This is a genomic window from Streptomyces sp. CGMCC 4.7035, assembly GCF_031583065.1.
GTDB lineage: Bacteria > Actinomycetota > Actinomycetes > Streptomycetales > Streptomycetaceae > Streptomyces > Streptomyces yaanensis.
In genome coordinates, this window is sequence record NZ_CP134053.1 from 5,429,196 (window position 1) to 5,445,141 (window position 15,946).

At 67.6% G+C, this 15,946-nt stretch carries 14 protein-coding genes; 3 read left to right on the plus strand and 11 right to left on the minus strand.

The window, feature by feature from the left end; translation table 11 throughout:
- Nucleotides 1-65: 65 nt before the first annotated feature.
- From prcA to arc, 6 genes are all read right to left on the minus strand, one after another.
- Nucleotides 66-818: a proteasome subunit alpha gene (gene prcA, locus Q2K21_RS23695; RefSeq protein WP_310774849.1), complete on the minus strand. Its 753-nt coding sequence runs from the start codon at nucleotides 816-818 to the stop codon at nucleotides 66-68.
- A 60-nt stretch (nucleotides 819-878) separates the two neighbouring features.
- On the minus strand, nucleotides 879-1,724 hold the full coding sequence (prcB, locus tag Q2K21_RS23700; RefSeq protein WP_310774850.1) for a proteasome subunit beta: 846 nt from the start codon (nucleotides 1,722-1,724) through the stop codon (nucleotides 879-881).
- Nucleotides 1,676-1,969 (minus strand): endonuclease VII domain-containing protein, encoded by a 294-nt coding sequence (locus tag Q2K21_RS35895; RefSeq protein ID WP_386276217.1) that lies wholly within the window; start codon nucleotides 1,967-1,969, stop codon nucleotides 1,676-1,678. The genes prcB and Q2K21_RS35895 overlap by 49 nt, the downstream gene beginning before the upstream one ends.
- A gap of 345 nt (nucleotides 1,970-2,314) precedes the next feature.
- On the minus strand, nucleotides 2,315-2,533 hold the full coding sequence (locus Q2K21_RS23710; RefSeq protein ID WP_031486664.1) for a ubiquitin-like protein Pup: 219 nt from the start codon (nucleotides 2,531-2,533) through the stop codon (nucleotides 2,315-2,317).
- Between the two features lie 191 nt (nucleotides 2,534-2,724).
- Nucleotides 2,725-4,236 (minus strand): depupylase/deamidase Dop, encoded by a 1,512-nt coding sequence (dop, locus tag Q2K21_RS23715; protein WP_386276220.1) that lies wholly within the window; start codon nucleotides 4,234-4,236, stop codon nucleotides 2,725-2,727.
- A 249-nt stretch (nucleotides 4,237-4,485) separates the two neighbouring features.
- Nucleotides 4,486-6,252 (minus strand): proteasome ATPase, encoded by a 1,767-nt coding sequence (gene arc, locus Q2K21_RS23720; RefSeq protein ID WP_310774851.1) that lies wholly within the window; start codon nucleotides 6,250-6,252, stop codon nucleotides 4,486-4,488.
- Between the two features lie 245 nt (nucleotides 6,253-6,497).
- On the opposite strand from arc, the gene Q2K21_RS23725 reads away from it, so the two are divergent.
- On the plus strand, nucleotides 6,498-6,803 hold the full coding sequence (locus Q2K21_RS23725) for a ferredoxin (protein ID WP_310774852.1): 306 nt from the start codon (nucleotides 6,498-6,500) through the stop codon (nucleotides 6,801-6,803).
- 81 nt (nucleotides 6,804-6,884) lie between these two features.
- Here Q2K21_RS23725 and Q2K21_RS23730 read toward each other — a convergent pair whose 3' ends face one another.
- From Q2K21_RS23730 to Q2K21_RS23740, 3 genes are all read right to left on the minus strand, one after another.
- Entirely contained in the window at nucleotides 6,885-7,463 is a 579-nt protein-coding gene (locus Q2K21_RS23730; protein ID WP_310781197.1) for a hypothetical protein, read from the minus strand.
- A gap of 217 nt (nucleotides 7,464-7,680) precedes the next feature.
- Complete coding sequence (locus Q2K21_RS23735; protein WP_029386781.1) at nucleotides 7,681-8,583, minus strand: tRNA (adenine-N1)-methyltransferase; 903 nt, start codon at nucleotides 8,581-8,583, stop codon at nucleotides 7,681-7,683.
- A 53-nt stretch (nucleotides 8,584-8,636) separates the two neighbouring features.
- The gene (locus Q2K21_RS23740) at nucleotides 8,637-10,370 is read right to left on the minus strand and encodes a site-2 protease family protein (RefSeq protein WP_310774853.1); all 1,734 of its coding nucleotides are present in this window, start codon (nucleotides 10,368-10,370) and stop codon (nucleotides 8,637-8,639) included.
- 208 nt (nucleotides 10,371-10,578) lie between these two features.
- On the opposite strand from Q2K21_RS23740, the gene Q2K21_RS23745 reads away from it, so the two are divergent.
- On the plus strand, nucleotides 10,579-11,436 hold the full coding sequence (locus Q2K21_RS23745; protein WP_310774854.1) for a RecB family exonuclease: 858 nt from the start codon (nucleotides 10,579-10,581) through the stop codon (nucleotides 11,434-11,436).
- Between the two features lie 260 nt (nucleotides 11,437-11,696).
- Nucleotides 11,697-12,368, plus strand: coding sequence for a response regulator transcription factor (locus Q2K21_RS23750; protein WP_310774855.1), 672 nt, complete (start codon nucleotides 11,697-11,699; stop codon nucleotides 12,366-12,368).
- A 91-nt stretch (nucleotides 12,369-12,459) separates the two neighbouring features.
- Here Q2K21_RS23750 and Q2K21_RS23755 read toward each other — a convergent pair whose 3' ends face one another.
- Nucleotides 12,460-14,043, minus strand: coding sequence for an ABC transporter substrate-binding protein (locus Q2K21_RS23755; RefSeq protein WP_310774856.1), 1,584 nt, complete (start codon nucleotides 14,041-14,043; stop codon nucleotides 12,460-12,462).
- A 138-nt stretch (nucleotides 14,044-14,181) separates the two neighbouring features.
- A complete protein-coding gene (locus Q2K21_RS23760; protein ID WP_310774857.1) occupies nucleotides 14,182-15,786 on the minus strand; it encodes an ABC transporter substrate-binding protein in 1,605 nt (534 codons plus the stop codon).
- Nucleotides 15,787-15,946 lie beyond the last annotated feature (160 nt).

The window sequence follows — 15,946 nt, forward strand, 5'->3', positions numbered from 1 at the left end:
AGAACGGCCGGGGCGCACACAAAGCGGGCTGAGGCAACACACACCTCACCGAGCGAGACGAACGATCACTCCTCGTCCCCCGCAGTCTCGTCCTCCGTCTCCGCGGCAGAAGCCGCACCATCAGCCTCGAGGAGACGAGACAGCTGACGCCCGACGATGCGCTTGAACTTGCGCTGCTGCGGACGCGTACGGTCCAGCACCGCAACCTCCAGGCGCTCCGCGGGAATCTCCCGCTGAGTACCGTTCGTGTCACGGGACAAGGCCTGCACGGCGAGCTTCAGCGCCTCAGCAAGGCTCATGCCGTCCTGGTGCTGCTGATCCAGGAAACTGCTGATCTGCTCCGCATTACCGCCCACCGCGACCGAACCGTGCTCATCCACGATCGACCCGTCATGCGGCAGCCGATAGATCTGATCACCCTCCGGGGTCTCCCCCACCTCGGCGACCACCAACTCCACCTCATACGGCTTCTCCGCCGCACTGGAGAAGATCGTGCCCAGAGTCTGCGCATACACGTTCGCCAGACCACGGGCGGTAACGTCATCACGGTCGTAGGTGTAACCACGAAGATCGGCGTACCGAACGCCACCGATCCTCAGATTCTCGTACTCGTTGTACTTACCGGCAGCCGCAAAACCGATCCGGTCATAGATCTCACTGAACTTGTGCAGCGCACGGGACGGGTTCTCACCGACGAAGACAATGCCGTCGGCGTACTGCAGCACGACCAGACTACGGCCGCGCGCGATGCCCTTACGGGCGTACTCCGCCCGGTCGGCCATCGCCTGCTGGGGGGAGACATAGAACGGCGTCGACACCGGTTATCCGTCCCTTTCTGTCATAGTCACTGGATCACCTCGACAAGAGACTCGCCGCCGTCAGAGCAACGCGGCCCGCGGACCGTCGGGCTGCTCCAGACGCCGCTCCAGAATCGAACGCGCGATCCCGGACGACTCGTCCTCGGTCAGCCGACGGAAACCGTCCTCAGTGATCACGGTGACGATCGGATAGATCCGGCGGGCGACATCGGGACCACCGGTCGCCGAGTCGTCGTCAGCCGCGTCGTACAGAGCCTGCACCACCAGCGTGGTGGCCTGCTCCTCGCTCAGGTCCTCACGGAAAAGCTTCTTCATCGCGCCGCGCGCGAAGATCGAGCCGGAGCCCGTGGCCGCAAAGCCGTGCTCCTCCGAACGGCCGCCCGTCACGTCGTACGAGAAGATGCGGCCCTTGCCACGATCGACATCGAAGCCGGCGAAGAGAGGCACCACGGCCAGACCCTGCATGGCCATGCCCAGGTTGGAACGGATCATGGTCGACAGACGGTTCGCCTTGCCCTCCAGGGACAGCTGCGCGCCCTCGACCTTCTCGAAGTGCTCCAGCTCCAGCTGGAACAGCTTCACCATCTCCACGGCCAGACCGGCCGTGCCGGCGATACCCACCGCCGAGTACTCGTCCGCCGGGAACACCTTCTCGATGTCCCGCTGGGCGATCACATTGCCCATGGTCGCCCGACGGTCACCCGCGAGCACGACGCCCCCCGGGAACGTCGTGGCCACGATCGTGGTGCCGTGCGGGGCCTCGATCACGCCCTGGGTGGGAGGCAGCTGACGGTTGCCGGGCAGCAGCTGGGGCTGATGCTCGGACAGGAAGTCCATGAAGGACGACGAGCCAGGCGTCAGGAAGGCAGCCGGTAGACGCCCGGTGCTACGAGGGTTGGCTTCCACGCGTTTCCTTCCAGGTAGTCCGCAGCTCGGTTCGCAGTTGTGGGGTCGTCCCTCAACAGGCCGAGGCCGGAATTGCAGTTGAAGCACAGTACGCCACGGACCCTACCCGTCTTGTGGCAGTGATCCACATGCGTCGCAGGAGCGGATAGGCAAATGCAACAGACGCCCCCTTGAGCGGCGATCAGCTCGTCACGCTCGGCCTCAGTCAGGCCGTACTTACGCCAAAGGTGCTGAGTGGGCGCCATCGCCGCCCTGCAAGCCTTACAGCGGCTGGCCAAGCCATCGGCAGCGCTGCGCTTTCTATGCCACTCGCTGTGCGGCTTCACTTCGCCACACCCCCGACAACGCTTGTACCCCTCCGGCACGTGGTCCTCAGGTCCCAGCACTTGAGGCTCCTGTGGTCGGCAGTGGTAGTTGGTGGCGCAGTCCCGGCAATGCCGCTGCAAGCCATCAAGATTTGACCGCTTGCGGGCGAAGGCTGCGTGCGGCTTGTACTCGCCGCACCGCACGCAGCGCTTCAACTGCTCAGCCCCGGCCACTCACAACCCCCGCCAACCTTCGATTCGAAGGGAACCTGACCAGTCGAGCCTCTACTCGCCACCCTTCTGAACGAATGAGCGCACGAAATCCTCTGCATTCTCCTCGAGGACATCGTCAATCTCGTCCAGAACCGAGTCCACGTCATCGCTCAGCTTCTCGTGCCGCTCCTTGAGGTCCTCAGAAGCCTGCGCCTCTGCCGCCTGCTCCTCGACCTCCTCGGTGGAGCGCGTCGCCTTCTGCTGGCCGCCGCCGGTGTCCTTGGTCGCCATAACCCTCACCCCGCTCAGTTCGCCCGACATGGTCGACAGGTCGGCATTCCTGCCGATCGGTGATGATCAGACCCTACAAGCCCGGTCTGACATCGGCCCCGTAGTTGCTCCAACGTACGGGTGCCACCTCGATGATTCCCTGGCGCCGGGTTTTACACCCTCGCCCGGGGCGAGCCCGTCCGTGTGCCGCCTCAGCCGCCGGACAGGACCCTGACCAGGTCCTCGGCCGTGCGGCAGCGGTCCAGGAGCTCCTTGACGTGATTACGCGTTCCGCGAAGCGGTTCCAGGGTTGGGACGCGCTGGAGCGAGTCCCGGCCCGGCAGGTCGAAGATGACCGAGTCCCAGGAGGCCGCCGCGACGTCGTCCGCGTACTGGTCCAGGCAGCGGCCGCGGAAGTAGGCGCGTGTGTCCTCCGGCGGCTTCGTACGGGCCCGCTCGACGTCGTCCTCGGTCAGCAGCCGCTTCATCTTGCCGCGGGCCGCCAGACGGTTGTAGAGGCCCTTCTCGGCGCGTACGTCGGCGTACTGGAGGTCGACGAGGTGGAGCCTGGCGGCGTCCCAGTCGAGGCCGTCGCGGCGCCGGTAGCCCTCCATGAGTTCTCGTTTGGCGACCCAGTCGAGTTCGCCGGCGAGGCTCATGGGGTCGCGCTCCAGGCGGTTGAGGGTGTCCTCCCAGCGGGAGAGGACGTCCTTGGTCTGTTCGTCGGCGTCCGCTCCGTAGCGCTCCTCCACGTATTTGCGCGACAGCTCGTAGTACTCCATCTGGAGCTGGACGGCGGTGAGTGTCCGGCCGCTGCGGAGGGTGACGAGGCGCTTGAGTGTGGGGTCGTGGGAGACCTGGTGGAGGGTGCGTACGGGCTGGTCGACGGCGAGGTCGACGGCGATGAAGCCGTCCTCGATCATCGACAGGACGAGGGCCGTCGTGCCGAGTTTGAGGTAGGTGGAGATCTCGGAGAGGTTGGCGTCGCCGATGATCACGTGGAGGCGCCGGTATTTCTCGGCGTCCGCGTGGGGTTCGTCCCGGGTGTTGATGATGGGGCGTTTCAGGGTGGTTTCGAGGCCGACCTCGACTTCGAAGTAGTCGGCGCGCTGGCTGAGCTGGAAGCCGTGTTCGTGGCCGTCCTGGCCGATGCCGACGCGGCCGGCTCCGGCGAAGACCTGGCGGGAGACGAAGAACGGTGTGAGGTGGCGCACGATGTCGGAGAAGGGGGTTTCCCGCTTCATCAGGTAGTTCTCGTGCGTGCCGTAGGAGGCGCCCTTGTTGTCGGTGTTGTTCTTGTAGAGGTGGATCGGCTGGGCGCCGGGGAGCTGGGCGGCTCGTTCTGCGGCTTCTGCCATGATCCGTTCGCCGGCTTTGTCCCAGAGGACGGCGTCGCGGGGGTTGGTGACCTCGGGGGCACTGTATTCGGGGTGTGCGTGGTCGACGTAGAGCCGTGCGCCGTTGGTGAGGATCACGTTGGCGAGGCCGATGTCCTCGTCGGTGAGCTGGCTGGCGTCGGCGGCCTCGCGGGCGAGGTCGAAGCCTCGGGCGTCCCGCAGCGGGTTTTCTTCCTCGAAGTCCCAGCGGGCCCGGCGGGCCCGGTGCATCGCCGCGGCGTAGGCGTTGACGATCTGGGATGAGGTGAGCATGGCATTGGCGTTGGGGTGGCCGGGGACGGAGATGCCGTACTCCGTCTCGATGCCCATTACTCGCCGTACGGTCATGCGGCCCTCCTTGCCCGGCGGCGCCCTCGGTCGGGGGCGGCGCTCAGTTACCGCTGGTGCTCCGGTGCGCGTGCGGTGCCCGTCCCCGCACGGCGCGACGCGGCGGTACGAATGAGCCTAGAACGCCTCTGCGCTGGTGGGGAGATCATTTGCGTCTTTGCCTTGTTCCGGCTGTGGCCTGGGATGCCTTGGCCTGGAAAGCAGTCGGCTGCGGGTACCCGGTGGGGGCACCCGCAGCCGCCCTGTGTTTTACAGGTACTGTCCGGTGTTCGCCACCGTGTCGATGGAGCGTCCGGTGTCTGCGCCCTGCTTTCCGGTGATGAGGGTGCGAATGTAGACGATCCGCTCGCCCTTCTTTCCGGAGATGCGGGCCCAGTCGTCGGGGTTGGTGGTGTTGGGCAGGTCCTCGTTCTCCTTGAACTCGTCCACGCATGCCTGGAGGAGGTGGGAGACCCTGAGGCCTTTCTGGTTGTGTTCGAGGAAGTCCTTGATCGCCATTTTCTTGGCGCGTCCGACAATGTTTTCGATCATGGCGCCGGAGTTGAAGTCCTTGAAGTAGAGGACTTCCTTGTCGCCGTTGGCGTAGGTGACCTCGAGGAAGCGGTTCTCGTCGGATTCGGCGTACATCTGTTCCACGGCGGTCTGGATCATGCCGTGGACGGTGGCCGCCTTGTCGCCTCGGTGCTCGCCGACGTCGTCGGCGTGCAGGGGGAGGTTCTCGGTGAGGTACTTCCCGAAGATGTCCCTGGCCGCTTCGGCGTCCGGACGTTCGATCTTGATCTTCACATCGAGGCGGCCGGGTCGCAGGATGGCGGGGTCGATCATGTCCTCGCGGTTGGAGGCGCCGATGACCACGACGTTCTCCAGGCCTTCCACGCCGTCGATCTCGGCGAGCAGCTGGGGGACGATGGTGTTTTCCACGTCGGAGCTGACGCCGGAGCCGCGGGTGCGGAAGAGGGATTCCATCTCGTCGAAGAAGACGATGACGGGGGTGCCCTCGCTGGCCTTTTCACGGGCCCGCTGGAAGACGAGGCGGATCTGTCGCTCGGTCTCGCCGACGTACTTGTTGAGGAGCTCGGGGCCCTTGATGTTGAGGAAGAAGCTCTTGCCTGCGGCTTGGCCGGTGACTTCGGCGACCTTCTTGGCCAGTGAGTTGGCCACGGCCTTGGCGATGAGGGTCTTTCCGCATCCGGGGGGCCCGTACAGCAGGACGCCCTTGGGCGGCCGCAGTTCGTGCTCCTTGAACAGGTCGGGGTAGAGGTACGGGAGCTCGACCGCGTCGCGGATGGCTTCGATCTGGCCGGCGAGGCCGCCGATCTGCTCGTAGCCGATGTCGGGTACCTCTTCGAGGACGAGTTCCTCGACCTCGCTCTTGGGGACCACTTCGTAGACGTAGCCGGAGCGGGGTTCGAGCAGGAGGGCGTCGCCGGGGCGGATGGTGACGTCCAGCAGCGGCTCGGCGAGCCGTACCACCCGTTCCTCGTCGGTGTGCCCGAGTACGAGGGCGCGCTCGCCGTCCTCGAGGATTTCCTTGAGGGTGACGATGTCCCCGACTCGCTCGAACTCCATGGCTTCGACCACGTTGAGCGCTTCGTTGAGCATCAGTTCCTGGCCGCGGCGGAGCTCGTCGAGCTCCACGCTGGGGCTGACGTTCACGCGGAGTTTGCGGCCTCCGGTGAAGATGTCGGCCGTGCCGTCCTCGTTCGCCTGCAGGAAGACACCGAAGCCGGCCGGTGGCTGTGCGAGCCGGTCGACTTCTTCCTTGAGGGCCACGATCTGGTCGCGGGCCTCACGGAGCGTATTGGCGAGCCGCTCGTTCTGTGCGGACACGCCGGCCAGGTTGGTCTGCAGCTCGACGATCCGCTCTTCGAGAATTCTCGTGTGTCGCGGAGAGTCGGCGAGCTTGCGTCGCAGGACGGCGATCTCCTGCTCAAGGTAGGCGATCTGCCCGGCCGGGTCGTCAGACCCTCGTCCCGGGCGGATGCCGCGGTTCATGTCGTCGTCGTGGGCTGCCACGGTCCTCACCTCCTCCAAGGGGAGCTGGACGCTTCCAGACCCTACCTGGGTGGGTGTCGATTGAAACCCCTAGATCACAAAGACTGTCGAGGTGTGTCCGATCTTCACCCTTGCGCTCTCCCTCACGCCAGGGGAATACCCACCGAACATGATTGGGAAGCGGCCGAAGGTAGGGTCGGGGTGTTCAACACCCGTCGGAGCTGGCCCGATTCCCGGGCGGCTCCGCGCAGGAAACAGCAGGGGAGATGACCGTGCAGCAGCAGGCCGGTGTCGACGGCGAGGCGCTGGAGGTCTGGATCGACCAGGATCTGTGTACCGGTGATGGCATCTGTGCCCAGTACGCGCCCGAGGTCTTTGAGCTGGACATCGACGGCCTGGCCTATGTGAAGGGCCCGGATGAGGAGCTTTTGCAGGCCAGGGGGGCCACAACGCCCGTTCCGCTGCCGCTTCTCACCGATGTCGTGGACTCGGCGCGGGAGTGTCCGGGTGAGTGCATCCATGTGCGTCGGGTTTCGGACAGGGTGGAGGTCTTCGGGCCCGACGCTGAGTGATGATGTGCTCACTGGGCGTCATGTGATGTCTGGTTTCTCACATCGTGTTTGTCGTACCGACGCGCCCGTGTCTCCCGGCGGTCACACGTTCTGTGCGCCGGTGGGGGCGGAGCGGATGAACGCGCCCCCCTTCCACTGCCACTTGGCGCGGTTCTTCACGTCGGGGCAGCAACTCGGTACGTCGGGCGAGGAGTAGCCGAGGAGGGTCGCGGTGACCGTGGCGTCGCGGAGGGCGAAGTCGGTGACGGTGAGGCGGTCCTTGGGGTCGACCAGGGTGGCGACGACGCGTGGCCGGGTGGTGCCCGCGGCCTGGGTGAGGACGTAGACGCCGTCGGGTGGGGTGCCCATGGCGGTGTCGCAGCGGACGAGGGCGACGGTTTCGGGGTGGCCGTCGCCGTCGAGGTCGCCGGTGGCTTTCTTCCGGACGAGGAGTTTGGTGGTGGGGCCGCAGTCGAGGGGGAAGTGGGCCTTGGCCGGGTCGGGGGGTGCCGTGGGGGCCGGGGGCGTCTTGGTGTCGGTGTGGGTCTGGGCCGCTGTCGCGGAGCCGGGCTGCAGCACGGAGGACAGGGCGATCACACCGGAGACGGCGGTGGCTGTGGCGACCCAGTGGATGGGTCGGGTGGTGGTGTGAGCGAGTTCCGGAACGGCGGAGGGCTGCAGCACGAGAGAAGTGTCTCCTGGGAGGGCTGTGCCGGTGGGGTGCCCCGCATCGTGCCACACGTCACAGTGCGGGGGAACGGCGGGGGCCGCACTTCTGGTGTCGTGTCAGGTTCCGGTGTGCGCCGGTGTCCCAACGCGTGAGCGCCGTGGTCGAGTTCCCCGGTGGGTGCGGGAACTGGGCCACGGCGCTGGTGCGTTGGTTGCGGTGGGGGCGGCCTCAGCGGCCGGCGCCTCCGTCGGCGTTGGGGCCGGCGTAGTCCTCGCCGTAGGCGCCCTTGGCGGGGCGGCGGCGGCGCATGGGCGGCTCGACGCCGTCGGCGAGGCGGCGGGCGGTGAGGAGGAAGCCGGTGTGGCCGATCATGCGGTGGTCGGGGCGGACGGCGAGGCCTTCGATGTGCCAGTTGCGGATCATCGTCTCCCAGGCGGTCGGCTCGTTGAAGCAGCCGATCTCGCGGATGGATTCGACGGTCCGGGCGAGCTGGGTGGTGGTGGCCACGTAGCAGCAGAGGATGCCGCCGGGGACGAGTGCCTTGGAGACGGCTTCGAGGCATTCCCAGGGGGCGAGCATGTCGAGGATGACGCGGTCGACGTCGGTGTCGCTCAGGTTGTCCTGGAGGTCGCCGACGGTGAGCTGCCAGGCGGGGTGGGGGCCGCCGAAGTAGCGTTCCACGTTGGCCTGGGCGATCTCGGCGAAGTCCGCGCGGCGCTCGTAGCTGTGCAGCATGCCCTGGTCGCCGATGGCGCGCAGCAGGAAGCTGCTGAGCGAGCCGGAGCCGACGCCGGCCTCGACGACGCGTGCGCCGGGGAAGATGTCGGCGAAGGCGAGGATCTGCCCCGCGTCCTTGGGGTAGACGACGGCTGCCCCTCGGGGCATGGACAGGACGTAGTCGGGGAGCAGGGGGCGCAGCGCGAGGTAGGCGACGTTCCCGGTGGTGCGGACAACGCTGCCCTCGGGGGCGCCGATCAGTTCGTCGTGCGGGAAGGAACCCTTGTGGGTGTGGAAGTTCTTTCCCGCTTCGAGTGTGAACGTGTAGTGGCGGCCCTTGGGGTCGGTCAGCTGTACCTGGTCCCCGACCTTGAAGGGCCCGCGACGGCGGGCGGCACCGGTCGGTTCGGACATGTGACCAGCCTACCGGTCGTTGGCGGGGCCGCCGACCACGGTGCGGGCGGGGGTCAGCTGGGGCGGGCCATGGCTTTGACGAAGGCGCGTTCGACGTCGGCGGCCGAGAGGACGCCGTAGATCTCGCCGGTCTCCTCGACGACGAGGTATTCGGTGGCGGGGGTGGCGCGCAGGGCGTCGAGGAGGTCTTCGCCGGCCAGTTCCGCGGAGACGCACATGCCGTCGGTGAGTTCCTGGGCGAGGCCGCTGACGGTGACCCAGGGGCGGCGGTGTTCGGGGACGCCGACGATGGCGGCCTCGCGTACGAGGGAGAGGGGTTCGCCGTGGGCGTCGACGACGACGAGGGCGCGGGCGCCGGCGTCGTTGGCGCGGCGTAGGGCCTCGGAGAGGGGGGTGTCGGTCTCGACGGGGACGGCGCGGCGGGTGAGGGTGCGGGCGCGCAGTTCGGGGAGGTGTTCGCGCAGTCGGGCCATGCGCAGGCTGTTGCCGGCGCCGGTCCAGATGATCGCGGCGAGGATGGCGGCGAGGAGGGCGTCGGTGACGGTGTCCATGCCGACGTTGTCCTCGGCGGTGGTGCCGAGTGCGCCGGACTGGGTGAGGAGGGGGAGGCCGATGAGGACGGAGACGGCGAGGGCGCGGCCGACCCAGGCGGCGGCGATCGTGCCGGTCATGGGCCTGCCGGTGATCTTCCAGACGACGGCGCGGAGCATGCGGCCGCCGTCGAGGGGCAGTCCGGGGAGCAGGTTGAAGGCGGCCACGATGAGGTTGGAGATCATGAGGCCGGCCAGGAGGACGCCGGGGACGGTGCCGGGCTGGACGGGCTGCATGGCGAGGTAGAAGACGCCGGCGAGGACGAGGGAGAGCAGCGGTCCGACGAAGGCGAGCACGAACTCGCGGCCGGGGGTTTCGGCCTCTTTCTCGATCTCGGAGACGCCGCCGAAGAACTGGAGCTGGATGCGGCGCACCGGGAGCTTGAAGCGGAGGGCGGCGACGGTGTGGGCGAGTTCGTGGACGAGGACGGAGGCGTAGAAGGCGACGGCGAAGAAGAGGGAGACGAGGTAGCGGGCGGCGCCGAGTTCGGGCAGTACGCGGTCGAGCTGACCGCCGAACACCCAGGTGATCAGGGCGGCGACGAGGAACCAGCTGGGCGCGACGTAGACGGGGACGCCGAAGGGCCGGCCCATGAGGATGCCGCCGCCGGGCTCCTTGGGGCGCTGCGGCGGGCGGCCCTTGCCGGTTAGGTCGGTGTGGGCGAGGGTGCGGCTGGATTCGAGGTCGGTGGGGTGGTGCGGGAAGTCGGGTCCGTCGGGGCGCGAGGGGGTGGGGGCGGTGGGGTGGCCCGCCGCCGGGTCCGCGTTCGGAGGGACCGAGGTGGTGGGGTGGTCCGGTGGCGGGGGCCCTGCGGGATCGTCGGCACCCGCGGAGGCAGGGGCCGTGGGGTCGCCCGCCGTCGATGCCTCGTCGCTCGACGGGGCCACGGTCGGTTCGTCTCCGGGCGCGGGTGCCCTCTGTTCACCGCGGGGCGTCCCGGCTTCCGCTCGCTCCCCGTCGCGCGTCACGGGGGTCGTCGTCTCCTCGGGGGACGGCTTCGCGGCCGTCGTCTCCTCGTGCGGTCGCGTGGGCTCGGTCTCGTCCCCGGCGGGGGCGGGTGTCGGCCGGGCGTCGGCGCGGTCGCGGTCTTCCTCGGGGTGTGCGGTGTCGGCGGTCTTTGCCGTGAGGGCTTCCTCGCGGTCGGTCGCCCCGTCGTTGCCGGAGCGCGGCTGCCCGCTCCCGCCGCTCTCGTCCACGATGTCCCCTCGATCGAAGCGTCTCTCCGGCCCCGGTCGTGCGGGTCGGAGGGTCTGGGGTCGATGGTATGCGGCCGTCGCGTCGTGTTCCGCCCCGGCACCCCCTCTGTTTTCCGCGCCGTCGTACGAGCCGCTCGCCCACCGGTGGCGTGGTCCGGCCGGGGCGCGACTGTGTCACTGTCAGTGGCGGGCCGTATGGTCTGTGGTCATGGAAACCAGCACTGACGGCGCTGCCGGGCCGTCCGCCGTGGCCGCCGCGCCCCCGGGGTCGTTGTCGCCCTCGCGCGCCAGCGACTTCATGCAGTGCCCGCTGCTCTACCGCTTTCGGGTGATCGACAAGCTGCCCGAGAAGCCGAGTGAGGCGGCGACCCGGGGCACGCTGGTGCACGCGGTGCTGGAGCGGCTCTTCGACGCGCCGGCCGCCGAGCGGACCGCTCCGCGTGCCAAGTCGCTGGTGCCCGGCCAGTGGGACCGGCTGCGGGAGAGCAGGCCGGAGGTCGTGGAGCTGTTCGCGGACGATCCGGACGGTGAGCGGCTGGCGCGCTGGCTCGGCGAGGCGGAGCAGCTCGTGGAGCGCTGGTTCACGCTGGAGGATCCGACGCGTCTGGAGCCGGCCGAGCGCGAGCTGTTCGTCGAGGCGGAGTTGGAGTCCGGGCTGAGGCTGCGGGGGATCATCGACCGTGTCGACGTGGCGCCCACGGGTGAGGTGCGGATCGTCGACTACAAGACGGGGAAGGCGCCCCGGCCCGAGTATGCCGAGGGTGCGCTGTTCCAGATGAAGTTCTATGCCCTGGTGGTGTGGCGGCTGAAGAAGGTCGTTCCGCGGCGGTTGCAGCTGGTCTATCTCGGCAGTGGCGACGTGCTGACGTACGACCCGGTGCTCGCGGATCTGGAGCGGGTCGAGCGCAAGCTGCTCGCGCTGTGGGAGGCGATCCGGCTGGCGACGGAGACGGGTGACTGGCGGCCGCGCCCGACCAAGTTGTGCGGCTGGTGCGACCACCAGGCGGTCTGTCCGGAGTTCGGCGGCACTCCCCCGCCGTATCCGCTGCCGGTGCGCACGGGCTAGCGGGGCTCCGGCCGGGGGTCCGGGGGTCGCCCCCGCAAAGCACAGCCGCTGCCGGTGCGAACCTGCTGGCCGGCCTCCGGCCAAGGGTCCGGGGGTCGCCCCCGCAAAGCACAACCGCTGCCGGTGCGAACCTGCTGGCCGGCCTCCGGCCAAGGGTCCGGGGGTCGCCCCCGCAAAGCACAGCCGCTGCCGGTCAGGGTGCCGGAGAACGGTGGTGGCGGGCAGGGCAGAATGGGGGCGGACTAGCGAAGGAGACTTACGTGGCCATCCGCGTCCTACTGGTCGACGACCAGCCGCTGCTGCGTACGGGCTTCCGGATGATCCTGGAGGCCGAGCAGGACATCGCGGTCGTCGGCGAGGCCGGAGACGGCCTCCAGGCACTTGACCAGGTGCGTGCCCTGCAGCCCGATGTGGTTCTGATGGACATCCGCATGCCGCGGATGGACGGGGTGGAGGCGACCCGGCAGATCACCGGTCCGGGACGGGACGGCCCGGCCAAGGTGCTTGTGCTGACCACGTTCGACCTCGACGAGTATGTGGTGGAGGCGTTGCGGGCCGGTGCGAGTGGCTTCCTCCTCAAGGATGCCCCGGCCAATGAGCTGGTGCAGGCGATCCGGGTGGTCGCCGATGGTGAGGCGATGCTCGCGCCGAGCATCACGCGCCGGCTGCTCGACAAGTACGCGGGGCACCTGCCGTCCGGGGACGATCCGGTTCCGGACACGTTGCACACCCTCACCGATCGCGAGGTGGAGGTGCTGAAGCTGGTGGCGCGCGGGTTGTCGAACGCCGAGATCGCCGCCGATCTCTTCGTCAGCGAGACGACGGTCAAGACGCATGTAGGTCACGTCCTGACCAAGTTGGGGCTGCGGGACCGGGTGCAGGCGGCGGTGTACGCGTATGAGAGCGGGCTGGTGCGCCCGGGCGCACAGTAGGCGGCGGCTGCCTCTGCCCGAAGCACGGTGACGACGACGGGGGCGCCCCCTTCTCGCGACGGGGGCGCCGTCCGTGCGGGTGCGGCCTCGTTCAGCCCTTGCTGATCTCCCAGAACCGGAACACCGTCGATGCGTCGAGGCAGTATTCGAGCCCGTAGACGTTGTCGCGCTCGACGGCGTACTGCTTGGCCTGCCAGATCGGGATGATGGGGATGTCCTCGGCGACGATGTTCTGGAGTTCGCCGTAGTGGGCCTCGGTCGATGAACGGTCGCTCTCGGCGGCCGTCTTCGGGATCAGGTCCCCTGTGATGGTGTTGTTGACGTAGTTGTTGCCCAGCACGTTGCCCTTGCCGAAGAACGGCGCGGTGAAGTTGTCGGGGTCCGGGTAGTCGGGCACCCAGCCCTTCACGTAGACGCCGTACTTGCCGGCGGCGATGTCCTTCTCGTACTGGTCGAAGGCGACGGACTTGACGGTCGCGTCGAACAGCCCGCTGGCGTTGAGTTGCCCGGCGATCGTCTTGAATTCCTCGTCGGTGGCGGGCCCGTAGCGGGAGGGTGTCGACCACAGCGTCAGTTTCACCTTGCCGGTGATGCCTTCGGCCTGCAGGGCCGCGGCCGCCTTGGTCTTGGAGGGGCGGGCGCCGTAGGTGTCGAAGAAGGACGTGTCGTGGCCGGTGATGCCGGCGGGGATGATCGAGTAGAGCGGGGTCGCCGTGTCGTCGTAGACCTTGTTGACGAGGGCATCGCGGTCGAGGAGGTAGGCGATGGCCTTGCGGACGCCGAGCTTGCCGGTCACGGGGTCGTTCATGTTGAGGACGAGGTGCTGGACTTCGGCGCTGGAGCCTTCGACGACCTCGATGCTCTTGCTGGTGGAAGTGTCCTCGTCGATGTCGGCGATGTCCGCGGCGGCGAGGCCTCGGTAGGCGAGGTCGATCTGCTTTTTGAGCAGGGCGTTCTTGAGGGCGGTCTGGTCGCCGTGGAAGAGCTTCAGGGTGACGCCGGAGTTGCGCACTTGGGCGGTGCCCTTGTAGTTGCCGTTGACGGAGAAGACGGCCTGGTCCTTGCCGTAGGAGTCCAGTGTGTACGGGCCGGAGCCGACCGCCTTGCCGTCCTTGCGCAGCGAGTCGGCGGGGTATTCGTCGTGGTCCACGATGGAGCCGGCGCCGGAGGCTATCTTGCTGGGGAAGGTGGCGTCGGCGTACTTCAGCTTGAAGACGACGGTCTTGGCGTCGGGTGTCTCCACCGAGTCGAGCATGGGGAACATGATCGCGGGACCGGCGGAGTCGTTGATCTTCAGCATGCGGTCGAAGGAGAACTTGACGTCCTTCGAGGTGAGCGCGTCACCGTTGCTGAACCTCAGTCCGTCCTTGAGTGTGCACGAGTAGACCTGGGTCGCCGTGTCCTTGAACGAGCACTCCTTGGCGGCCTCCGGTTCGGGTTCGGTGCCGCCCTTGGGGAAGCTGAGCAAGGACTGGAAGACATTGTTGAACAGCAGCCAGGATCCGGGGTCGTAGCCGGAGGCCGGGTCGGTGGCCAGGACGTCGTCGGTCATCCCCATGACGATGGAGGAGCCGGTGCCACCGGAGTCGTTGGTGGAGGTGCCGCATCCGGCGAGCAGGCCGGCGGCCAATCCCGTGGCGACGGACAGGACCGGCCACTGGGTACGCATGTTCACGTGCTTGTGCCTTGTCTTGGGTCTCGGGGGCCCCGGACTCCAGGTACGCCGGAGCTGTGTGCAGCTCCGGGATCGTAGCCTGGATGGCACAAAGAGGCCCCCGGGTTGGCCAAAACCCGGGGGCCTCAAGGTGTTCGGTCAGTTGCTCACACCGCGGCCGAGCTCCCAGAGCTGCAGCGTGGAGGAGGAGTTGATCGCGTATTCGCTGCCCGTGATGTCGTCACGGGTGGCGACGTACTGCTTGCCCTGCCACAGCGGGATGAACGGCGCGTCGTCGGCGACGATGTCCTGGATGTCGGTGAGGCTCTTCGACGCGGTGAGGCGGTCGGCCTCGCGGCGGGACTGCGGGATCAGGTTCTTGATGATGTCGCTGTTGGAGTAGGGGGACTTGAGGGTGTTGTCCTTGTCGAGGAACGGCGCGATGTAGTTGTCGGCGTCCGGGAAGTCGGGGAACCAACCCATGCCGTAGACGTCGTACTCGCCCTTGCGCTCGTTCGGGCTGTACTTGGCCCAGGGCGTGCCCTCGATGCTGACGTCGAACAGACCGCTGTCGTTGAGCTGCTTCTTGAGCACCTCGAACTCCTTGGCGGTGGCCGGGCCGTAGTGGTCGGTCGTGTAGTGCATCGTCAGCTTCACCGGGGTGGTGATGTTCGCGCTGGTGAGCAGGTCCTTGGCCTTGGAGACGCTCGGGTCGCTGTACTTGTTGAAGAACGAGTTGGAGTGGCCGGTGATGGTGGCCGGGACCATCGAGTACAGCGGGTCGGCCTCGTTGCCGTACACCTTGGAGATCAGCTCGGCGCGGTTGATGATCTGCGCGATGGCCTGGCGGACGGCCTTGCTCTTCACCGACGTGGCGTCGGTGTTGAAGCCCAGGTAGCGGATTTCGAGGCCCGCCATCTCGACCAGGTTGATGTTGCCGCCCGGGTTGTTCTGGAGCTTGCGGATCTGATCCGGCGACATCGTGCGGGTCATGACGTCGATGTCGCCCTTTTCGAGGGCGGTGCCCATGGCATCGGCGCTCTCGAAGGGCTTCAGCTCCACCTTGTCGTTCTTCGGGGTGAGCAGACCCTTGTAGTTGGGGTTCTTGGTGAACGTGGCCGTGACCAGCTCGTTGTCCTTGACCTCGGCCTGCAGCGTGTAGGGCCCGGAGCCGTCGACGGAGAAGCCGTCGCGCAGCTTGTTCTTCTCGTAGTCGTCGGGGTTGACGATGCCGGCGACCGGCGTCGACAGCTTGAACGGGAAGGTGGCGTCCGCGGTCTTGAGGTGGAAGATGACTTCGTTGTCACCCTGCGTCTCGACTCTGTCGATGGTCGACAGCAGCGCGAAGACACCGAGGTCGGACTTGATGGCGCGGGCACGGTCGATGGAGAACTTCACATCGGCCGCGGTCACGGGGTCGCCGTTGGAGAACTTGAGGTCCTTGCGCAGCTTGCAGGCGTAGCGCTCGTTGCCGGTGTCGGTGAAGCCGCAGCTCTCGGCGGCGTCGGGCTGGGGCTCGCCGTCGCCCTTGGGCTGGGTCATCAGCGTCTGCACGGTCTGCCGCAGGATGTTCCAGGTGCCGACGTCATACGCGTATGCCGGGTCGATCGGCGCGGGCGCGTCCTTGGTGATGGTGAACCGGTCGGTGGTGCCGACGACGATGGCGTCACCGCTCTTGCCGCCACTGCTGGACCCGCCGCAGGCAGCAAGGAGCGGGGTGAGCAGGCCCGCGATGGCCGGCAGCACCAAAGTCTTACGGTTCATGCTCGCGTTTCTCCAGGCTGTTGAGTCCGTGTAACCGGCATGCATGGGTGGCGCGACGGGTCACGGATAGTGTGGCGATGTTCTCGCGATGAGATTAGTCCGCGCCTGCACGACGGCTGACAGCCACCGGAGTTGAGTTCCCATCACGCTGCGAAACCGG